Annotated in this window: 11 protein-coding genes; 10 read left to right on the forward strand and 1 reads right to left on the reverse strand. The window is 38.1% G+C overall.

The window, feature by feature from the left end; all coding sequences use genetic code 11:
- Positions 1 to 12 precede the first annotated feature (12 nt).
- Complete coding sequence (gene sufB, locus HMPREF3108_RS04575) at positions 13 to 1,425, forward strand: Fe-S cluster assembly protein SufB (protein WP_008809630.1); 1,413 nt, start codon at positions 13 to 15, stop codon at positions 1,423 to 1,425.
- Between the two features lie 208 nt (positions 1,426 to 1,633).
- Here the strand turns inward: sufB and pbp3 are convergent, their stop codons facing one another.
- Entirely contained in the window at positions 1,634 to 2,872 is a 1,239-nt protein-coding gene (pbp3, locus tag HMPREF3108_RS04585; RefSeq protein WP_070493463.1) for a D-alanyl-D-alanine carboxypeptidase PBP3, read from the reverse strand.
- A 292-nt stretch (positions 2,873 to 3,164) separates the two neighbouring features.
- Here pbp3 and HMPREF3108_RS04590 point away from each other — a divergent pair, with 292 nt between their 5' ends.
- The 9 genes from HMPREF3108_RS04590 to HMPREF3108_RS04630 all read left to right on the forward strand — a co-directional run bounded on the left by HMPREF3108_RS04590 (position 3,165) and on the right by HMPREF3108_RS04630 (position 16,980).
- On the forward strand, positions 3,165 to 5,126 hold the full coding sequence (locus HMPREF3108_RS04590) for a peptide ABC transporter substrate-binding protein (RefSeq protein WP_070493466.1): 1,962 nt from the start codon (positions 3,165 to 3,167) through the stop codon (positions 5,124 to 5,126).
- 216 nt (positions 5,127 to 5,342) lie between these two features.
- Positions 5,343 to 7,301, forward strand: a complete 1,959-nt coding sequence (locus tag HMPREF3108_RS04595) for a peptide ABC transporter substrate-binding protein (RefSeq protein ID WP_060553919.1) — start codon at positions 5,343 to 5,345, stop codon at positions 7,299 to 7,301.
- 249 nt (positions 7,302 to 7,550) lie between these two features.
- Positions 7,551 to 9,533, forward strand: a complete 1,983-nt coding sequence (locus tag HMPREF3108_RS04600) for a peptide ABC transporter substrate-binding protein (protein ID WP_060553920.1) — start codon at positions 7,551 to 7,553, stop codon at positions 9,531 to 9,533.
- A gap of 277 nt (positions 9,534 to 9,810) precedes the next feature.
- Entirely contained in the window at positions 9,811 to 11,802 is a 1,992-nt protein-coding gene (locus HMPREF3108_RS04605; RefSeq protein WP_070493469.1) for a peptide ABC transporter substrate-binding protein, read from the forward strand.
- 64 nt (positions 11,803 to 11,866) lie between these two features.
- Positions 11,867 to 13,363: an ABC transporter permease gene (locus HMPREF3108_RS04610; RefSeq protein ID WP_045634046.1), complete on the forward strand. Its 1,497-nt coding sequence runs from the start codon at positions 11,867 to 11,869 to the stop codon at positions 13,361 to 13,363.
- Positions 13,363 to 14,289: an oligopeptide ABC transporter permease OppC gene (oppC, locus tag HMPREF3108_RS04615; protein WP_045634045.1), complete on the forward strand. Its 927-nt coding sequence runs from the start codon at positions 13,363 to 13,365 to the stop codon at positions 14,287 to 14,289. Before HMPREF3108_RS04610 ends, oppC begins: the two co-directional genes overlap by 1 nt.
- Positions 14,290 to 14,297: 8 nt before the next feature.
- Positions 14,298 to 15,365 carry an ABC transporter ATP-binding protein gene (locus tag HMPREF3108_RS04620; protein ID WP_008809622.1) on the forward strand — a complete coding sequence of 356 codons (1,068 nt, stop codon included), beginning with the start codon at positions 14,298 to 14,300 and terminating at the stop codon, positions 15,363 to 15,365.
- Between the two features lie 10 nt (positions 15,366 to 15,375).
- Positions 15,376 to 16,299: an ATP-binding cassette domain-containing protein gene (locus HMPREF3108_RS04625; RefSeq protein WP_060553922.1), complete on the forward strand. Its 924-nt coding sequence runs from the start codon at positions 15,376 to 15,378 to the stop codon at positions 16,297 to 16,299.
- 198 nt (positions 16,300 to 16,497) lie between these two features.
- Positions 16,498 to 16,980: a sigma-70 RNA polymerase sigma factor region 4 domain-containing protein gene (locus HMPREF3108_RS04630; protein ID WP_070493472.1), complete on the forward strand. Its 483-nt coding sequence runs from the start codon at positions 16,498 to 16,500 to the stop codon at positions 16,978 to 16,980.
- Positions 16,981 to 16,998 lie beyond the last annotated feature (18 nt).

Consider the following 16,998-nt stretch of genomic DNA (forward strand, 5'->3'; position numbering starts at 1 on the left):
CGAAAGGAAATTATGTCAGAAGAAAGAGTAGAACCAAAACCGATTGATCTCGGTGAATACAAGTTTGGTTTCCATGACGATGTTGAACCTGTCCTCTCGACAGGAAAAGGGCTGAATGAAGCTGTCATTCGCGAGCTTTCTGCAGCCAAGGATGAACCAGAATGGATGCTGGATTTCCGCCTCAAATCCTACGAGGCTTTCAAGAAGATGCCTATGCAGACTTGGGGTCCGGATTTGTCAGAAATTAATTTTGATGACTTGATTTACTATCAAAAGGCGTCTGATAAGCCGGCTAGAAGCTGGGATGAAGTGCCTGAGAAGATTAAGGAAACCTTTGAGAAGATTGGGATTCCAGAAGCGGAGCGAGCTTATCTGGCTGGTGCGGCAGCCCAGTATGAGTCTGAAGTGGTCTACCACAATATGAAAGAAGAGTTCCAAAAGCTAGGAATTGTCTTTACGGATACCGACTCAGCTCTTAAGGAATACCCTGAGCTTTTCAAGCAGTATTTTGCTAAGCTGGTTCCTCCAACAGATAATAAGTTGGCGGCCCTCAACTCTGCTGTCTGGTCTGGTGGTACCTTCATCTATGTTCCAAAAGGTGTCAAAGTGGATATTCCGCTACAAACCTACTTCCGAATTAACAATGAGAATTCTGGTCAGTTTGAGCGAACTTTGATCATCGTCGATGAGGGTGCTAGTGTTCATTATGTTGAAGGGTGTACTGCTCCGACTTATTCTAGCAATAGCTTGCATGCGGCGATTGTCGAAATTTTTGCCCTAGATGGTGCCTATATGCGCTACACAACTATCCAAAACTGGTCAGATAATGTCTACAACCTCGTGACCAAGCGAGCCCGGGCCATGAAAGATGCGACAGTTGAGTGGATTGACGGGAATCTCGGTGCGAAAACGACTATGAAGTATCCGTCTGTCTATCTGGATGGACCTGGGGCGCGTGGAACCATGCTTTCCATTGCCTTTGCCAATACCAATCAGCACCAAGATACAGGTGCTAAGATGATTCACAATGCTCCGCATACTAGCTCCTCTATTGTCTCTAAGTCAATTGCTAAGGGTGGGGGTAAAGTGGATTACCGCGGTCAGGTAACCTTTGCTAAAAATTCCAAGAAATCTGTCAGTCATATCGAGTGTGATACGATTATTATGGATGATCTTTCGGCGTCAGATACTATTCCCTTTAATGAAATTCATAACTCTCAGGTGGCTCTGGAGCATGAGGCTAAAGTTTCTAAGATTTCAGAAGAGCAGCTCTACTATCTCATGAGCCGTGGCTTGTCCGAATCCGAAGCAACAGAAATGATTGTCATGGGCTTTGTTGAGCCATTCACCAAAGAACTGCCTATGGAATACGCTGTTGAGCTGAACCGCTTGATTAGCTACGAAATGGAAGGGTCGGTTGGATAAAACCTGTGGAACAAGAGTAAATTATTTTTACAACAAAGATTGTTCCTCTTGTTTCGAAACTTAGGTTTAGAAGACTATTTAGGTTTTTTGTTAAAGTATCTTTTGAATATGAAAAAGCCAGACTGGGATAAAAATATCTCAGTCTTTTTTAGTGTGGATGAAGTGTGTGCTTCAAAAAAACATCAGGAAGTTTTCCTTCCTGATGTTTCTATAATTTTTTATTAACATATTCTACAAAGTTATTCCACCAGACTTTCAAGAAAAAGCCTTGCGCAACTTCCTTTCCGGTTTCCATTGTAATGCTGGGTTGTTCTTTTAAGTAGCCCTTTCCAATTAAATCAGTGTCTTTGTAGCTTAAAGTTCCGATTGGTGTATGAGCTGCAAGAGGAGCCTTGAACTCCTGTTTATTTTTTTTGAAAGTGACTTTTGGTTCTGAGTCACTCCCGATTCTCTGGATAATATTCAAATCATTTGATGCAACAACTTTGATTTGATCTTCGCTTCCGTTAATGACTGAAATGTGACTGTCTTCGTAAGGTGATCCTTTTTCGGCTAGTGTAGTCACTACGAAGTTGTTAGTGATATAGTCCATGATGCTGGCAGTGGCTAGGAAAATAGCTTTTAAATCTTCTTCAGCATTTTCGACATTTAAAACGACTGTAATGAGTCTCATATCTCTTTCGTTAGCAGAAGCGATGAAGGAGAGGCCGCCTTGGTCGGAGATTCCGATCTTTAATCCATCCACCCCCTTGCGATAAGAAGGCATGTCTTTTAACATATAATTCGAACTATTGACTTCTAATCCGTCAAAGTTGAAGCTAGTTTTTTCGGTAATATTTAAAACTTGCGGATAATCTTTAATGAGATGATAAGATATAAGGGCCATATCATAGGCGCTTAGCTGATTTTCTTCATCTTTTTTGGAATTAGGATAGATATTATCTCCGAGATGAGAGTTGTTTAAACCAGTTGAATTGACAATTTTTGCATCAGAAATTCCCCATTCTTTTAGTTTGGCTTTCATAAGATCGACAAACTTTTTTTCGCTTCCAGAAATTTTTTCAGCTAGGGCGATGGTGGCGCTGTTAGCATTAGCGATAAGAGAAGCTTCTAATAATTCTTCTACAGAGTAACTTCCCTTGTCTAGAGGGAGGTTGCTGATATCATAATTAGTTGTCAGCTTTAGAGCATATTCGGAAATCTCTACCTGGCTGTCCATGGTAATTTTTTCGGCTTTTATGGCGTCATAGACCAGATAGGCTGATAGCAGTTTGGTTAGACTTCCGATTGGTACAGGGCTAGTAGCCTCTTTTTCATAGAGAATTTTTCCAGTATTTACATCAAAAGCGATAGCATTTTTGGCGGCAACATCAAAGTCATCTGCGGAAACAAGAGGACAGAAGCTGCATAATAAACAAGTAAATAAAAGTACTATAATTTTTTTCATATCTCTTCCTTTGAGTAGGGATAATCCTATTGTACCATAAAAATAGCTGTTGTAGAGGTTTGGCTTCTTTGTGAAATGAGCATTATGAATAAATATACTTTGTGAATATGAACGTTTTTTTAATGATCTTTTTACATTATTTTTATTTCAAACAAAAAGACGAACAAAAGTGAATGTGTAGGCGTTCGCGGAACAAAAAACAATATAATGCTTAAAAATTTTTTAAAAAATACTTGTTTTTATAAAATAATAGAGTATAATAATACAAATAACATTAAAAGGAGATGCGACAATGAAACCAGTGAAAAAATTAGCTGTTTTAGGGCTTACGCTTGCTTCTGTTTTTACTTTAGCGGCATGTGGAAATTCTAACTCAGGGGCTTCAAAGACTTATTCTTATGTCTATTCAACAGACCCAGATACCTTGGATTATACAAATTCTAATCGTCAAACTACGTCTGATGTTATTGCAAACTTAGTGGATGGACTATTAGAAAATGATAGATACGGAAATCTTGTGCCATCTCTAGCAGAAGATTGGACGGTATCAAAAGATGGTTTGACTTATACATATAAGCTCCGGAAGGGTGCTAAATGGTATACTTCTGAGGGTGAAGAATATGCAGAAGTCAAAGCACAGGACTTTGTTACTGGTTTGAAGCATGCAGCAGATAATAATTCAGATGCGTTGCCGATTGTTCAAAGCTCTATCAAAGGTTTGGATGCTTATGTAAAAGGTGAAAGTAAGGATTTCTCAACAGTTGGAGTTAAGGCGATTGACGATTATACAGTCCAATATACACTCAATCAGCCAGAAAGTTATTGGAATTCTAAAACCACAATGGGTATTCTTTTCCCAATTAACGAAGAATTTTTAAAATCATCTGGTAAAGATTTCGGTACTGTAAAACCTTCAGGAATTCTCTATAACGGTCCATATTTCCTGAAGTCCTTCACATCTAAATCATCTATTGAATATACAAAAAATGACAACTATTGGGATAAGAACAATGTGAAGATTTCAGACGTCAAGTTGACTTACTTTGATGGTTCTGATCAAGAGGCGCTTGTTCGTAACTTTAAAGATGGTACATACACACAAGCTCGTTTGTATCCAAATAGTTCAAGTTATGCTTCAGTGCAAAAACAATACAAAGACAATATTGTATACTCTCCTCAAGATGCAACATCATTCTTTTACGCCTTTAACTACAACCGTAAAGCCTACAATTTTACAGCCAAGACAACAGATGCTCAAAAGACATCTACAACAGCTGCTCTCTTAAATAAAGATTTCCGTCAGGCTATCAACTTCGCTTTCAATCGGACAGTTTATGGAGCTCAGCAAAACGGTCAAGAGGGAGCAACTAGCTCACTTAGAAATAGCTTAGTACCGCCAACATTCGTTCAGATTGGTGAAAAGAACTTCGGAGACATAGTTGAAAAAGATTTGGTGAGCTATGGTGATGAGTGGAAGGGTGTTAAGTTGGACGATGCTCAGGATGGACTCTTTAATGTTGAGAAAGCTAAGGCAGAATTTGCCAAAGCAAAAGAAGCTCTCCAAGCACAAGGTGTTGAATTCCCGATTCACTTAGATCTTCCTGTTGAACAAACAAACAACCTCTTGGTTCAGCAGGCTAATTCATTTAAACAATCAGTTGAAGAAGCCCTTGGTAAAGATAATGTTGTTATTGATGTACAGCAAATGTCTACAGAAAATAAAAATAATGTAACGTACTTTGCGGAGACTGCGGCTCAAAAAGACTACGATATCAACATTGCTGGTTGGGGTCCTGACTTCCAAGATCCATCAACTTATTTGAATATTTTTGATCCAGATAAAGGAGATATGCTCCAAAATATCGGTTTGGAACCAGGACAAAATGCTGATTTAGCAGACAAACTGGGCTTGAACGAATTTAAAAAATTAAATGAAGAGGCAGACTCTGAAAAACAAGATACAACTGCTCGCTATACAAAATATGCAGCAGCTCAAGCTTGGTTAACAGATAGCTCTTTGGTCATTCCGATTCAATCAAACGGTGGTAGTCCGCTTGTTATGAAGGCAGTTCCGTTCACAAAACCTTACTCTCTGGTTGGTATCAAAGGTGATGCTTACGTCTTTAAGTACAGAGAAGTTCAAAATGACATTGTAACGGCGAAAGACTACAAAGCCGCTGAGAAAAAATGGAAGAAAGAAAAAGAAAAAACAAATGCCAAAGCTCAAGAAGAATTGGCTGATCATGTTAAATAGACCTAAGGCTCTACATCTTTGTGATGTAGAGTTTTTTGCTCATATGTAATGTTTTCTGACATGAAAAATGAAAAAATAGTCAATTTTTACTTAAAACGATTTATTTTTTCAGGGAAATAGGGTATAATGGACAAAATGGTAAAAAACTAGAGTGATATTTCAGAGAAAACCTCTCATGGATGATTTGAATATCTCTTATTTTGAAAGGAGTATTTCATGAATAAGAAAAAAAGATTTGTTGGAGTTGGACTTGCAGTTTTATCTTCTGTGATTTTAGCTGCTTGTAGTTCAACAGCATCTAATACAAAGGTGTATTCTTATGTATATAGTAATGATCCAGATTCTTTGGACTATGTAGTTGCTAATCGTGCTACCACTTCAGATGTGACTGGAAATCTGATTGATGGTTTGCTTGAAAATGATAAGTATGGGAATTTGATTCCGTCTCTTGCTGAAGATTGGACCGTATCTAAGGATGGTTTGACCTATACTTACAAGCTTCGAAAAGATGCTAAGTGGTATACCTCAGATGGCGAAGAGTATGCTGAGGTAAAAGCTCAAGATTTTGTGACAGGATTGAAGCACGCAGCCGATGGCAAATCTGAAGCTCTTTACCTTGTTCAAAATTCTATCAAAGGATTGGATGCCTATATCAAAGGGGAAACTAAAGACTTTTCTACTGTAGGTGTAAAAGCACTGGATGATTATACAGTGCAGTATACTTTGAATAAGCCAGAAAGTTACTGGAATTCGAAGACGACTAGTGGTATCTTATTCCCGATAAATGCTGATTTCTTAGCTTCCCAAGGAAATAGTTTTGGCTCAGCTAAACCGTCTAGTATTTTGTACAATGGTCCTTATATTTTGAAGTCTTTAACGGCAAAATCTTCTATTGAATATAAGAAAAACGAAAATTATTGGGATAAAGAAAATGTTCCGATTGAAGATGTAAAACTATCTTATTATGATGGATCTGATCAAGAATCCTTAGTTCGTAATTTTAGCGATGGTGCCTATACCCTGGCTCGTGTATTCCCAAATAGTTCGAACTATGCTTCTGTTAAAAAGAAATATGCGGATAATATTACTTATTCTCAACAAGGTGGAACTTCATTTTTCTATGTCTTTAATGTAAATCGTCAGTCTTATAATCATACTTCTAAGAAAGACGACAAGCAAAAATCAGATACCAAGGCTGCTATTTTAAACAAAGACTTCCGTCAGGCAATCGGTTTTGCCTTTGATAGAAAAGCTTACGCAGCTCAAACGAATGGCGAAGACGGCGCATCAATGATCTTGCGCAATCTTGCAGTACCTCCGACATTTGTGCAGATTAGGGATCGGAATTTTGGAGATGTCGTGAAAGAAAAACTAGCGAGCTACGGTCAAGAGTGGTCTGATGTCAAGTTAGAGGATGCCCAAGACGGTCTATATAATTCTGAAAAAGCTAAAGCAGAGTTTGCAAAAGCTAAAGAAGCGCTGCAGGCTCAAGGTGTAAATTTCCCGATTCATCTAGATTTGCCAGTAAGTCAGTCTGATAAGGCCGGAATCCAACAAGCTAGTTCCTTTAAACAGTCTGTTGAGTCAGCGCTTGGAAAGGACAATGTAGTAGTTGATCTCCAGCAGATGTCCGAAGATGACTTTAATAATACGGGTTATTTCGCCAACTCGGCTGCTCAAAAAGATTATGATCTTTCAACCAGTGGTTGGACTCCTGATTATCAAGATCCTTCTACATATTTAGATGTTTTTGATCCGACAAATGGTGGATTGCTACAAGCGATTGGAATTGAACCGGGTCAAAATCAAGACGTTGTGTCAGCTCTAGGATTAAATGATTATAAAGCTCTGAATGATGATGCAAATAAGGAAACGTCTGATACGAGTGTGCGTTATGAAAAATATGCAAATTCTCAAGCCTGGTTGACAGATAGTGGTTTGACCCTTCCAAGTATCTCAAACGGTGCTAATCCGCTGGTTCAAAAATCAGTTCCATTTACTAGAGCCTACTCTTGGATTGGAAGTAAAGGGACAGCTACAAATTATAAATACATGCAACTTCAAGACGATGTCTTGACTTCTAAGGATTATGAGAAGGCATTTAAAACTTGGATGAAAGAAAAAGAATCATCTAATGAAAAAGCTCAAAAAGAGTTAGAAAAACATGTAAAATAACAATTACCCTAACGAGGAGGCTAAATAGCTTTCTCGTTTTTTGTAAGCTTGAGATTATCAAGCCTTAAGTAGTGTCTTTGCTTGGTTTGATCGTCTCTTTTGGATGATTTCACAGGCACGTCCCAATATGCTATAACCAGCTATAAAAAATAATTATAACAATATAGATTTTTTTTGATAAAAAGGTTTTCATTTCTATTTGAGAAGTGTTATAATCTAAGATAAATCTAACCTAAATAGGAGAATGTTATGAAGAAACGCAATGTTTTAGCCATGGCAGGTGTTACTTTACTTGCTGCTGGTGTCTTGGCTGCCTGCTCTAGTTCTAAGTCTGGATCATCAAACACAAATACTAATTTTACTTATGTTTATCAAACAGACCCAGAAACTTTGGACTATACCTTATCAAATAAGACCTCTACCCATGAAATCACATCTAATGTCATTGATGGTTTGCTTGAAAATGACCAATATGGTAATCTTGTTCCATCTCTTGCAGAAGACTGGAGTGTATCTAAGGACGGCCTGACTTACACCTACAAATTGCGTAAGGGAGTTAAATGGTATACATCCGATGGCGAAGAATATGCAGATGTAACTGCTAAGGATTTTGTGACAGGTTTGAAACATGCTGTAGATAAAAAGTCAGAAGCTCTTTATATGGTGGAAAATTCCATCAAAGGATTGGATGCCTATATCAAAGGGGAAACAAAGGACTTCTCAACAGTAGGGATTAAAGCTGTCGATGATCATACCTTGCAGTTCACTTTGGAACACCCAGAAAGCTTCTGGAATTCTAAATTAACAATGGGTGTCCTATTCCCTGTTAATGAAGAGTTCTTGAAATCTAAAGGAGACAAATTTGGTCAAGCTACTGACCCGACAAGTATCCTTTATAATGGTCCTTTCTTGTTGAAAGGTATAACTTCGAAGTCCTCTATCGAGTTTGCGAAAAATCAGAACTATTGGGATAAGGATAATGTCCATGTTGACAATGTTAAATTAGCTTTCTATGATGGGCAAGACCAAGAATCCTTAATTCGTGGCTTTAAAGACGGCTCTTATAGTAAGGCACGTGTTTATCCTCGTAGTTCAAACTATGCGTCTGTAGAGAAAGAATATAAAGACAATATTATCTTTAGTCCTCAAGGTTCATCTACTTTCACTGTTTTCACAAACATTGATCGCCAAAGTTATAATCATACTTCTAAAACGACAGATACACAAAAAACATCTACCAAAAAAGCTATCTTAAACAAAGACTTCCGTCAGGCTTTGAACTTTGCTTATGACCGTAAGGCCTATTCTGACCAAGTGAACGGTGAAGAAGGAGCCCTTAAATCTGTTCGTAACCTCTATGTCCCACCAACATTTGTTCAAGTTGGTGACAAGAATTTTGGAGATGTCGTAAAAGAAGATGTTGTCAAATACGGCGATGAGTGGAAAGATGTTGATTTCTCAGATGCGACTAACGGTCTCTACAATCCAGAGAAAGCAAAAGCAGAATTCGCCAAAGCAAAAGAAGCTCTTCAAGCAGAAGGCGTGGAATTCCCAATTCATCTGGACATACCAACAATCCAGACCAATACTCTTATTGTAAAACGGGCTCAATCTTTGAAACAGTCTATTGAAAAGAGTTTAGGAACAGACAATGTTGTGGTTGATATTCAAATGTTATCCCAAGAAGATGTTCAGAACATCACTTACTACGCTCCAAATGCAGCTGCTTTGGATTGGGATATCACAGACCAACTTGGCTGGACTCCTGACTTCCAAGATCCGTCATCCTACTTAGAGATTCTACACCCAGAAACAGGTGATAACACGAAGTCTTTCCTTGGATTTGAAGCTGGTAGTGGAAATGCTGCTGCTAAACAAATCGGCATGGATGAATTTGGAAAATTGTTGGATGAAGCTGCTGCTGAAAAGACAGATACAACAAAACGCTATGAAAAATATGCAGCTGCTCAAGCTTGGTTGACAGATAGTTCGATCTTGATTCCAAGCACTTCAAATGGTGGAGGAGCTGGTGTAACTAGGGTTGTGCCATTCACTGCTGCTTTTGGTTGGACAGGTAACAAATCAGATGGTGCCTTCCTCTACAAATACATCAAGCTTCAAGATAAACCAGTGACGAAGAAAGAGTATCAAGAAGCTGAGAAGAAATGGATTAAAGAAAAAGAAGAATCTAACAAAAAAGCTCAAGAAGAACTTGAGAAGCATATAAAATAATCCATAATTCCCCCTATCTCAATGAGAGATAGGGGTGTTTTAGTAATTAAGTGAGAAGAAGGATAGTTGTTTTTTTAGAACGAAAAGAGGATAATAAGACCCGTTTTTTTGAAATCGCCAATATTTCACAAGTTGAATATCCTATAGGAACCATTGTATTTGTGGGCTATGTAGGTCAATATCACAAAATATTCTGACAATTCTGGTTTACATTTAAATTATTATGTGATATAATCTTAGACAAAACTAAATTTGAAATTGAAATGGAGAATATACGATGAAGAAAGGTAAAATCCTTGCACTTGCGGGAGTTGCTCTCTTGGCTACTGGCGTTCTTGCAGCGTGCTCAAATTCTACATCAAACACATCAAACACATCAAGCTCTGGCGCAGATCAAGCTTTTAACTATATCTACGAAGTTGATCCAGAAAACTTGAATTATTTGATCTCTAGTAAAGCAGCAACAACTGACCTTACAGCTAACTTGATTGATGGTCTTTTGGAAAATGACAACTATGGAAACTTGGTTCCATCGATGGCTGAAGATTGGACAGTGTCTAAGGATGGCTTGACTTATACTTATAAACTTCGTAAGGATGCTAAATGGTATACTTCTGATGGTGAAGAATATGCTGATGTCAAGGCACAAGACTTTGTGGCAGGTCTAAAGTACGCTGCTGACAACAAGTCTGAAACTCTTTATCTTGTTCAAAGTTCTATCAAGGGCTTGGATGACTACGTTAATGGTAAAACAAAGGATTTCTCATCAGTTGGTGTTAAAGCAGTTGATGACCACACAGTTCAATATACTTTAAATGAGCCAGAAAGTTTCTGGAACTCTAAAACAACAATGGGTATCCTTTATCCAGTCAATGAAGAGTTCTTGAAGTCTAAAGGCGACAAGTTTGCTCAAGCTGCTGACCCAACTAGTCTTCTATACAACGGGCCATTCCTACTAAAATCTATCACATCTAAATCATCTATTGAATTTGCTAAAAATCCAAATTATTGGGATAAAGATAATGTCCATGTGAGCGATGTTAAATTAACATACTTTGACGGGCAAGATCAAGGTAAACCAGCTGAGCAATTTGCTAAAGGTGCTCTAAGTGCGGCTAGACTGGCTCCTACAAGTGCTACCTTCTCTAAAGTAGAAAAAGAATCCAAAGATAATATCGTTTATACTCCTCAAGATTCTTCAAGCTATTTAGTTGGGGTGAACATTGATCGTCAAGCGTACAATCACACAGCTAAGTCAAGTGATGCACAAAAATCATCAACAAAGAAAGCTTTGATGAATAAAGATTTCCGTCAAGCTTTGAGTTTTGCATTCGACAGAACGGCTTATGCTTCACAAGTTAACGGTAAAGAAGGGGCTACGAAAATGCTCCGCAATCTCTACATTCCACCTACTTTTGTTCAGGCAGATGGTAAGAGCTTCGGCGAACTTGTGAAAGAAAAAGTGGCTAGCTATGGAGATGAGTGGAAAGATGTAAACTTCGACGATGCTCAAGATGGTCTTTACAATAAAGAAAAAGCTAAAGCTGAATTTGCGAAAGCTAAAAAAGCTCTCCAAGAAGAAGGTGTAGAATTCCCTATTCATTTGGATATGCCAGTAGACCAAACTGCTAGTGCTAAAGTTCAGCGTGTTCAATCTTTGAAACAATCAATTGAGAGCTCGCTTGGGACAGACAATGTGGTTGTTGACATTCATCAAATGAAGACTGATGATGTTTTGAACATCACATATTATGCTGCTTCAGCTGCTGAAGAAGACTGGGATATTTCTGATAATGTTGGTTGGTCTCCTGACTATCAAGATCCATCAACTTATCTTGAAATTATCAAGCCTGGCGGTGAAAATACCAAGACATTCTTAGGGTTTGATGGTAAAGAAAATGCAGCTGCAGACCAAGTTGGTTTGAAGGAGTATGCTAAGCTAGTTGATGAAGCTAGCGCTGAAAAGACAGATGTAAATAAACGCTATGAAAAATATGCAGCCGCTCAAGCATGGCTAACAGATAGCGCCTTGTTGATACCAACAACAAGTAGGACTGGACGTCCAGTTTTAACTAAGATTGTACCATTTACAGCTCCTTTTGCTTGGTCTGGTGCTAAAGGTCGTGACATGGCAAGTTACAAATATCTGAAATTACAAGATAAAGCTGTCACAGCCAAAGAATATCAGAAAGCTCAAGAAAAATGGAATAAAGAACGTGCAGAATCTAATAAAAAAGCACAAGAAGAGTTAGAAAAACACGTGAAATAACCAAACATTAGAACTTTCTCTAAAAGGAGAGAAAGTTCTTTTGGGATTTTAAAGGAAACGATAAATGAAGAAATATATATTTATGCGTATCTTACGCTCCCTGGTGTCGATTTTCTTAGTAACGGCTTTGACCTATACCATTATTTATACTATGGTGCCAAGAAAATTGATTTTTAAACAGGATCCTAACTATAACAAGATAGCAACCACAAAAGATAAAAAAGCCAATTACGAAAACACAATCTATGAACGTATGGGCTATGTGGATTATTATGATACGAAAGAGTTACAGGAGAAAGCTAGCAAGGAAGATAGCTCTGTAACTGTTGAAGGAACTGATGCAAACAAAAAAATCTACGAAGCTTATATCAAAAAATTAGGTAATGGCTGGAAGCTTCACCAATTTGAAGAAAGCAAGCAGTTTTATGCTGTTCGTGAGGTGCCAGTTCTTGAACGTGTTCTTGGCTTCTACGGGAATTTGATTCAATTTGACCATACTGGTTTTGTCAAAGATGAAACGAATCCAAAACTTAAACGTTATATTCGTATTGAAAACGACCCTGCTATTGGTTGGTCTGTAGTTGGATCAGGGACTAAGCATAAATATTTACTATACTTTAATGCTCAATTTCCGTTTGTTCATCAAAATTTTGTGACCTTGAACTTAGGAAATTCTTACCCAACTTATGCAAATATTCCTGTGTTACAGGTTATTTCACAAGGCCAAGGACAAACAAAGTCAGCTGAAGTTCAATTCCCTACAGGAAAGAAAATTTCATCAGTTAATATCTATTCACGAACTTACAAGTCACCAAGTAAAGCTGATTCGCGAGATATTGCAAACTATGGAAAAGATGATCCATATACAGCTACAGAGAGCAACTATCAATATCCATCCATGCTTGTTAGCTCAGCGATTATTGGTTTGATTGGTATTGCAATCTCTTATCTGATTGCTGTCCCATTAGGGTCTTACATGGCTCGCTTCAAAAACACTTGGATTGATAGTTCATTAACAGGTCTCTTGACCTTCCTTTTGGCCCTGCCAACAATTGCCTTGGTTTATATTATTCGCTTAGGTGGTTCTTCGGTTGGTCTTCCAGATTCTTTCCCAGTTCTTGGCGCAGGAGACTGGCGTTCATATGTTCTTCCGGCAGTAATTCTGGGACTTTTGGGTGCGCCAAGCACAGCTATATGGATTCGTCGCTATATGATTGACTTGCAATCCCAAGACTTTGTACGTTTTGCTCGTGCTAAAGGATTATCTGAAAAAGAAATTTCAAATAAACACATTTTCAAAAATGCCATGGTTCCATTGGTATCAGGAATTCCAGGGGCTGTTATTGGAGTTATTCAAGGGGCAACCTTGACAGAGACTGTCTTCGCCTTCCCTGGTATGGGTAAAATGTTGATCGACTCAGTTAAAGCTTCAAATAACTCTATGGTAGTCGGATTGGTCTTCATTTTCACTGGTTTATCAGTCTTTGCCTTACTCTTAGGTGATATTTTGATGACAATGCTTGACCCACGTATTAAATTAACAACAAAAGGAGGTAAATAATGGCTTCTATTGATAAAAATAAATTCCAATTTGTCAAACGCGATGATTTTGCCTCTGAAGCAATTGATGCTCCAGCCTATTCATACTGGAGATCTGTTATTCGTCAATTTCTGAAAAAGAAATCTACCATTGTTATGTTGGCGATTTTGCTAACCATTATTTTAATGAGTTTTATTTACCCAATGTTGTCTGACTTTGATTATAACGATGTAAGTAAAGTTAATGATTTTAGTGCTCGTTATATTGCGCCAAATGGAAAATATTGGTTTGGTACAGATAGCAATGGTAAATCTCTCTTTGATGGAGTATGGTTTGGTGCTCGTAATTCTATCTTGATTTCCGTTATTGCGACAGCCATTAACTTGATCATTGGGATTGTTGTTGGTGGTATTTGGGGGATTTCTAAATCTGTTGACCGCGTTATGATGGAAGTTTATAATGTCATCTCAAATATTCCGCAATTATTGATTGTTATTGTCTTGACTTATTCGATCGGAGCTGGATTCTGGAATCTAATCTTTGCCATGACAATTACTTCATGGATTTCGATTGCTTACTTAATTCGTGTACAAATCATGCGGTATCGTGATTTAGAGTACAACCTTGCCAGCCGTACTTTGGGAACGTCTACTTTTAAAATTGTTGCTCGAAACATTATGCCACAACTGGTATCTGTTATCATGACAACTAGCTCTCAAATGCTGCCAAGCTTTATCTCTTATGAAGCCTTCCTTTCTTTCTTTGGTTTGGGGCTTCCAGTAACTGTGCCAAGTTTAGGGCGTTTGATTTCTGACTATTCACAAAACGTTACAACCAATGCTTACCTTTTCTGGATTCCGTTGACAACCTTGATTTTGGTATCCTTGTCCCTTTTCATCGTCGGACAAAATTTGGCGGATGCTAGTGATCCACGTACACATAGATAGGAGTAAATATGATACAAAATAAAAATGTAATATTGACTGCTCGCGATATTGTCGTGGAATTTGACGTTCGTGATAAAGTCCTGACAGCCATTCGAGGTGTATCCCTTGATTTGGTTGAAGGAGAAGTATTAGCTTTGGTAGGAGAATCAGGATCAGGTAAGTCTGTGTTGACTAAAACATTCACTGGGATGTTGGAAGATAATGGGCGCGTTGCGCAAGGTGTTATTAACTACCGTGGTCAAGATTTGACAACTTTAAAATCAAATAAAGATTGGGAAAAAATTCGTGGTGCTAAGATCGCTACGATTTTCCAAGATCCTATGACTAGTTTGGATCCAATCAATACAATAGGAAGCCAAATTACTGAAGTTATTATCAAACACCAAGGCAAAGATGCAAAAGAAGCCAAAGAAATGGCAATCGACTATATGAAAAAAGTTGGAATACCTGATGCAGAACGTCGGTTTGAAGAGTATCCTTTCCAATATTCTGGAGGAATGCGCCAACGTATTGTTATCGCGATTGCTCTTGCCTGTCGTCCAGATATTCTAATTTGTGATGAGCCAACAACAGCTTTGGATGTGACAATTCAAGCACAAATTATCGAACTTTTGAAATCATTGCAGAACGAATACCGCTTTACAACTATATTTATCACTCATGACTTGGGTGTTGTTGCTAGTATTGCCGATAAAGTAGCGGTTATGTATGCTGGTGAGATTGTTGAATACGGGACGGTTGAAGAAATTTTTTACGATCCACGCCATCCTTATACATGGAGCTTGTTATCTAGCTTGCCACAGTTGGCCAATGATCATGGTGAACTCTTCTCTATCCCAGGAACTCCTCCGTCTCTTTATACCGAGTTGAAAGGTGATGCCTTTGCTCTTCGTTCGGATTACGCTATGCAAATTGATTTCGAAGAAAAAGCACCACAATTCCAAGTCACAGAAACTCACTGGGCTAAAACTTGGTTGCTTCATGAAGATGCACCAAAGGTTCACAAGCCTGAAATTATTGAAAATTTACATGATAAAATTCGCTTGAATATGGGCTTTGCTCATTTAGAAGGCTAGGAGGAAGGAAATGTCTGAAAAATTAGTAGAAGTTAAAGATTTGGAGATTTCCTTTGGTGAAGGGAAGAAGAAATTTGTCGCTGTTAAAAATGCAAATTTCTTTATTAATAGAGGTGAAACTTTCTCGCTCGTAGGTGAATCTGGTTCAGGGAAAACTACAATTGGTCGTGCAATCATTGGTTTGAACGAAACGAGTAAAGGTGAAATCTTCTTTGATGGAAAGCAGATTAATGGGAAGAAGTCTAGAAAAGAATCTGCGGAGATTATTCGTAAGATTCAAATGATTTTCCAGGATCCTGCGGCAAGCTTAAATGAGCGTGCAACAGTTGACTATATCATTTCTGAGGGCTTGTACAACTATCATTTGTTTGAAAATGAAGAAGAAAGAATACAAAAGGTTAAGAATATTATTCATGAAGTTGGATTGCTTTCCGAACATTTGACACGTTATCCGCATGAATTTTCAGGAGGGCAACGCCAACGTATTGGGATAGCGCGGGCTTTAGTCATGCAACCAGATTTCGTTATTGCTGATGAACCAATTTCTGCTTTGGATGTATCCGTTCGTGCTCAAGTCCTAAACCTTCTAAAGAAATTCCAAAAAGAGTTGGGGTTGACCTACCTATTCATCGCTCACGATTTGTCAGTGGTACGCTTCATTTCGGATCGTATCGCAGTAATCTATAAAGGTGTTATTGTTGAAGTTGCTGAAACAGAAGAGCTCTTTAACAATCCAATTCATCCTTATACCAAATCGTTATTATCGGCCGTTCCAATTCCAGATCCAATCTTGGAGCGTAAAAAAGTCCTTAAAGTCTACGATCCAGATCAACATGACTATTCAGTTGAAAAACCTGAAATGGTTGAAATTAAATCTGGCCACTTTGTTTGGGCTAACAAAACTGAATTAGAGAACTATAAAAAAGAACTCTAATATCTAATAACAAATCATTCTTGAGGATGATTTGTTTTTTTGCAAAAAAATTCACCAAAGAGTATGTGAAAAGCAATTTTAAATTCATTATAAAAATAAATTAGTGACAAATACCGAACAACGTCCAAGAACACCAGGATCTTTGATAGATTAATAGATGAGGATAAAACCTCTAAAATCAAAAGAAAGGACTAGTCAATGAAGTTTGAGGACGTATACAAACAAGTTGAAGGGATAGTCAAGCGATGTTATAAAGATTATTATCTGCACTTATGGGAGTATGCAGATTGGAGGCAGGAAGGGATGATGGTTTTGTACGAATTGATAAAGAGCCATCCTAATCTACTGGAAGATCAACCACGACTGTACCGTTACTTCAAGACCAAGTTTCGGAACAGAATTCATGATTTGATTCGCCGACAAGAGAGTCAAAAACGCAAATTGGACAGGCAACCCTATGAAGAGGTCAGCGAGATAGGCCATCGTTTAAGAATGAAGGAGCTTTATCTAGATGAACTGGTAGCCTTTAGAAGTGCCATGTCAGAGTATAGAAGCCGTCTCAGCCCAGAAGAATCAAAACAATATGAGCGTCTGATGGCAGATGAAAGGTTCAAAGGACGTAAGGCAATGCTCAAAGATTTGTCTTACCACTTAAGGGATTTTAATCCTCGTTTAGATTAAAAAGAAGGGAGAGGAGAT

The organism is Streptococcus sp. HMSC10A01, from assembly GCF_001807785.1.
GTDB lineage: Bacteria > Bacillota > Bacilli > Lactobacillales > Streptococcaceae > Streptococcus > Streptococcus gordonii.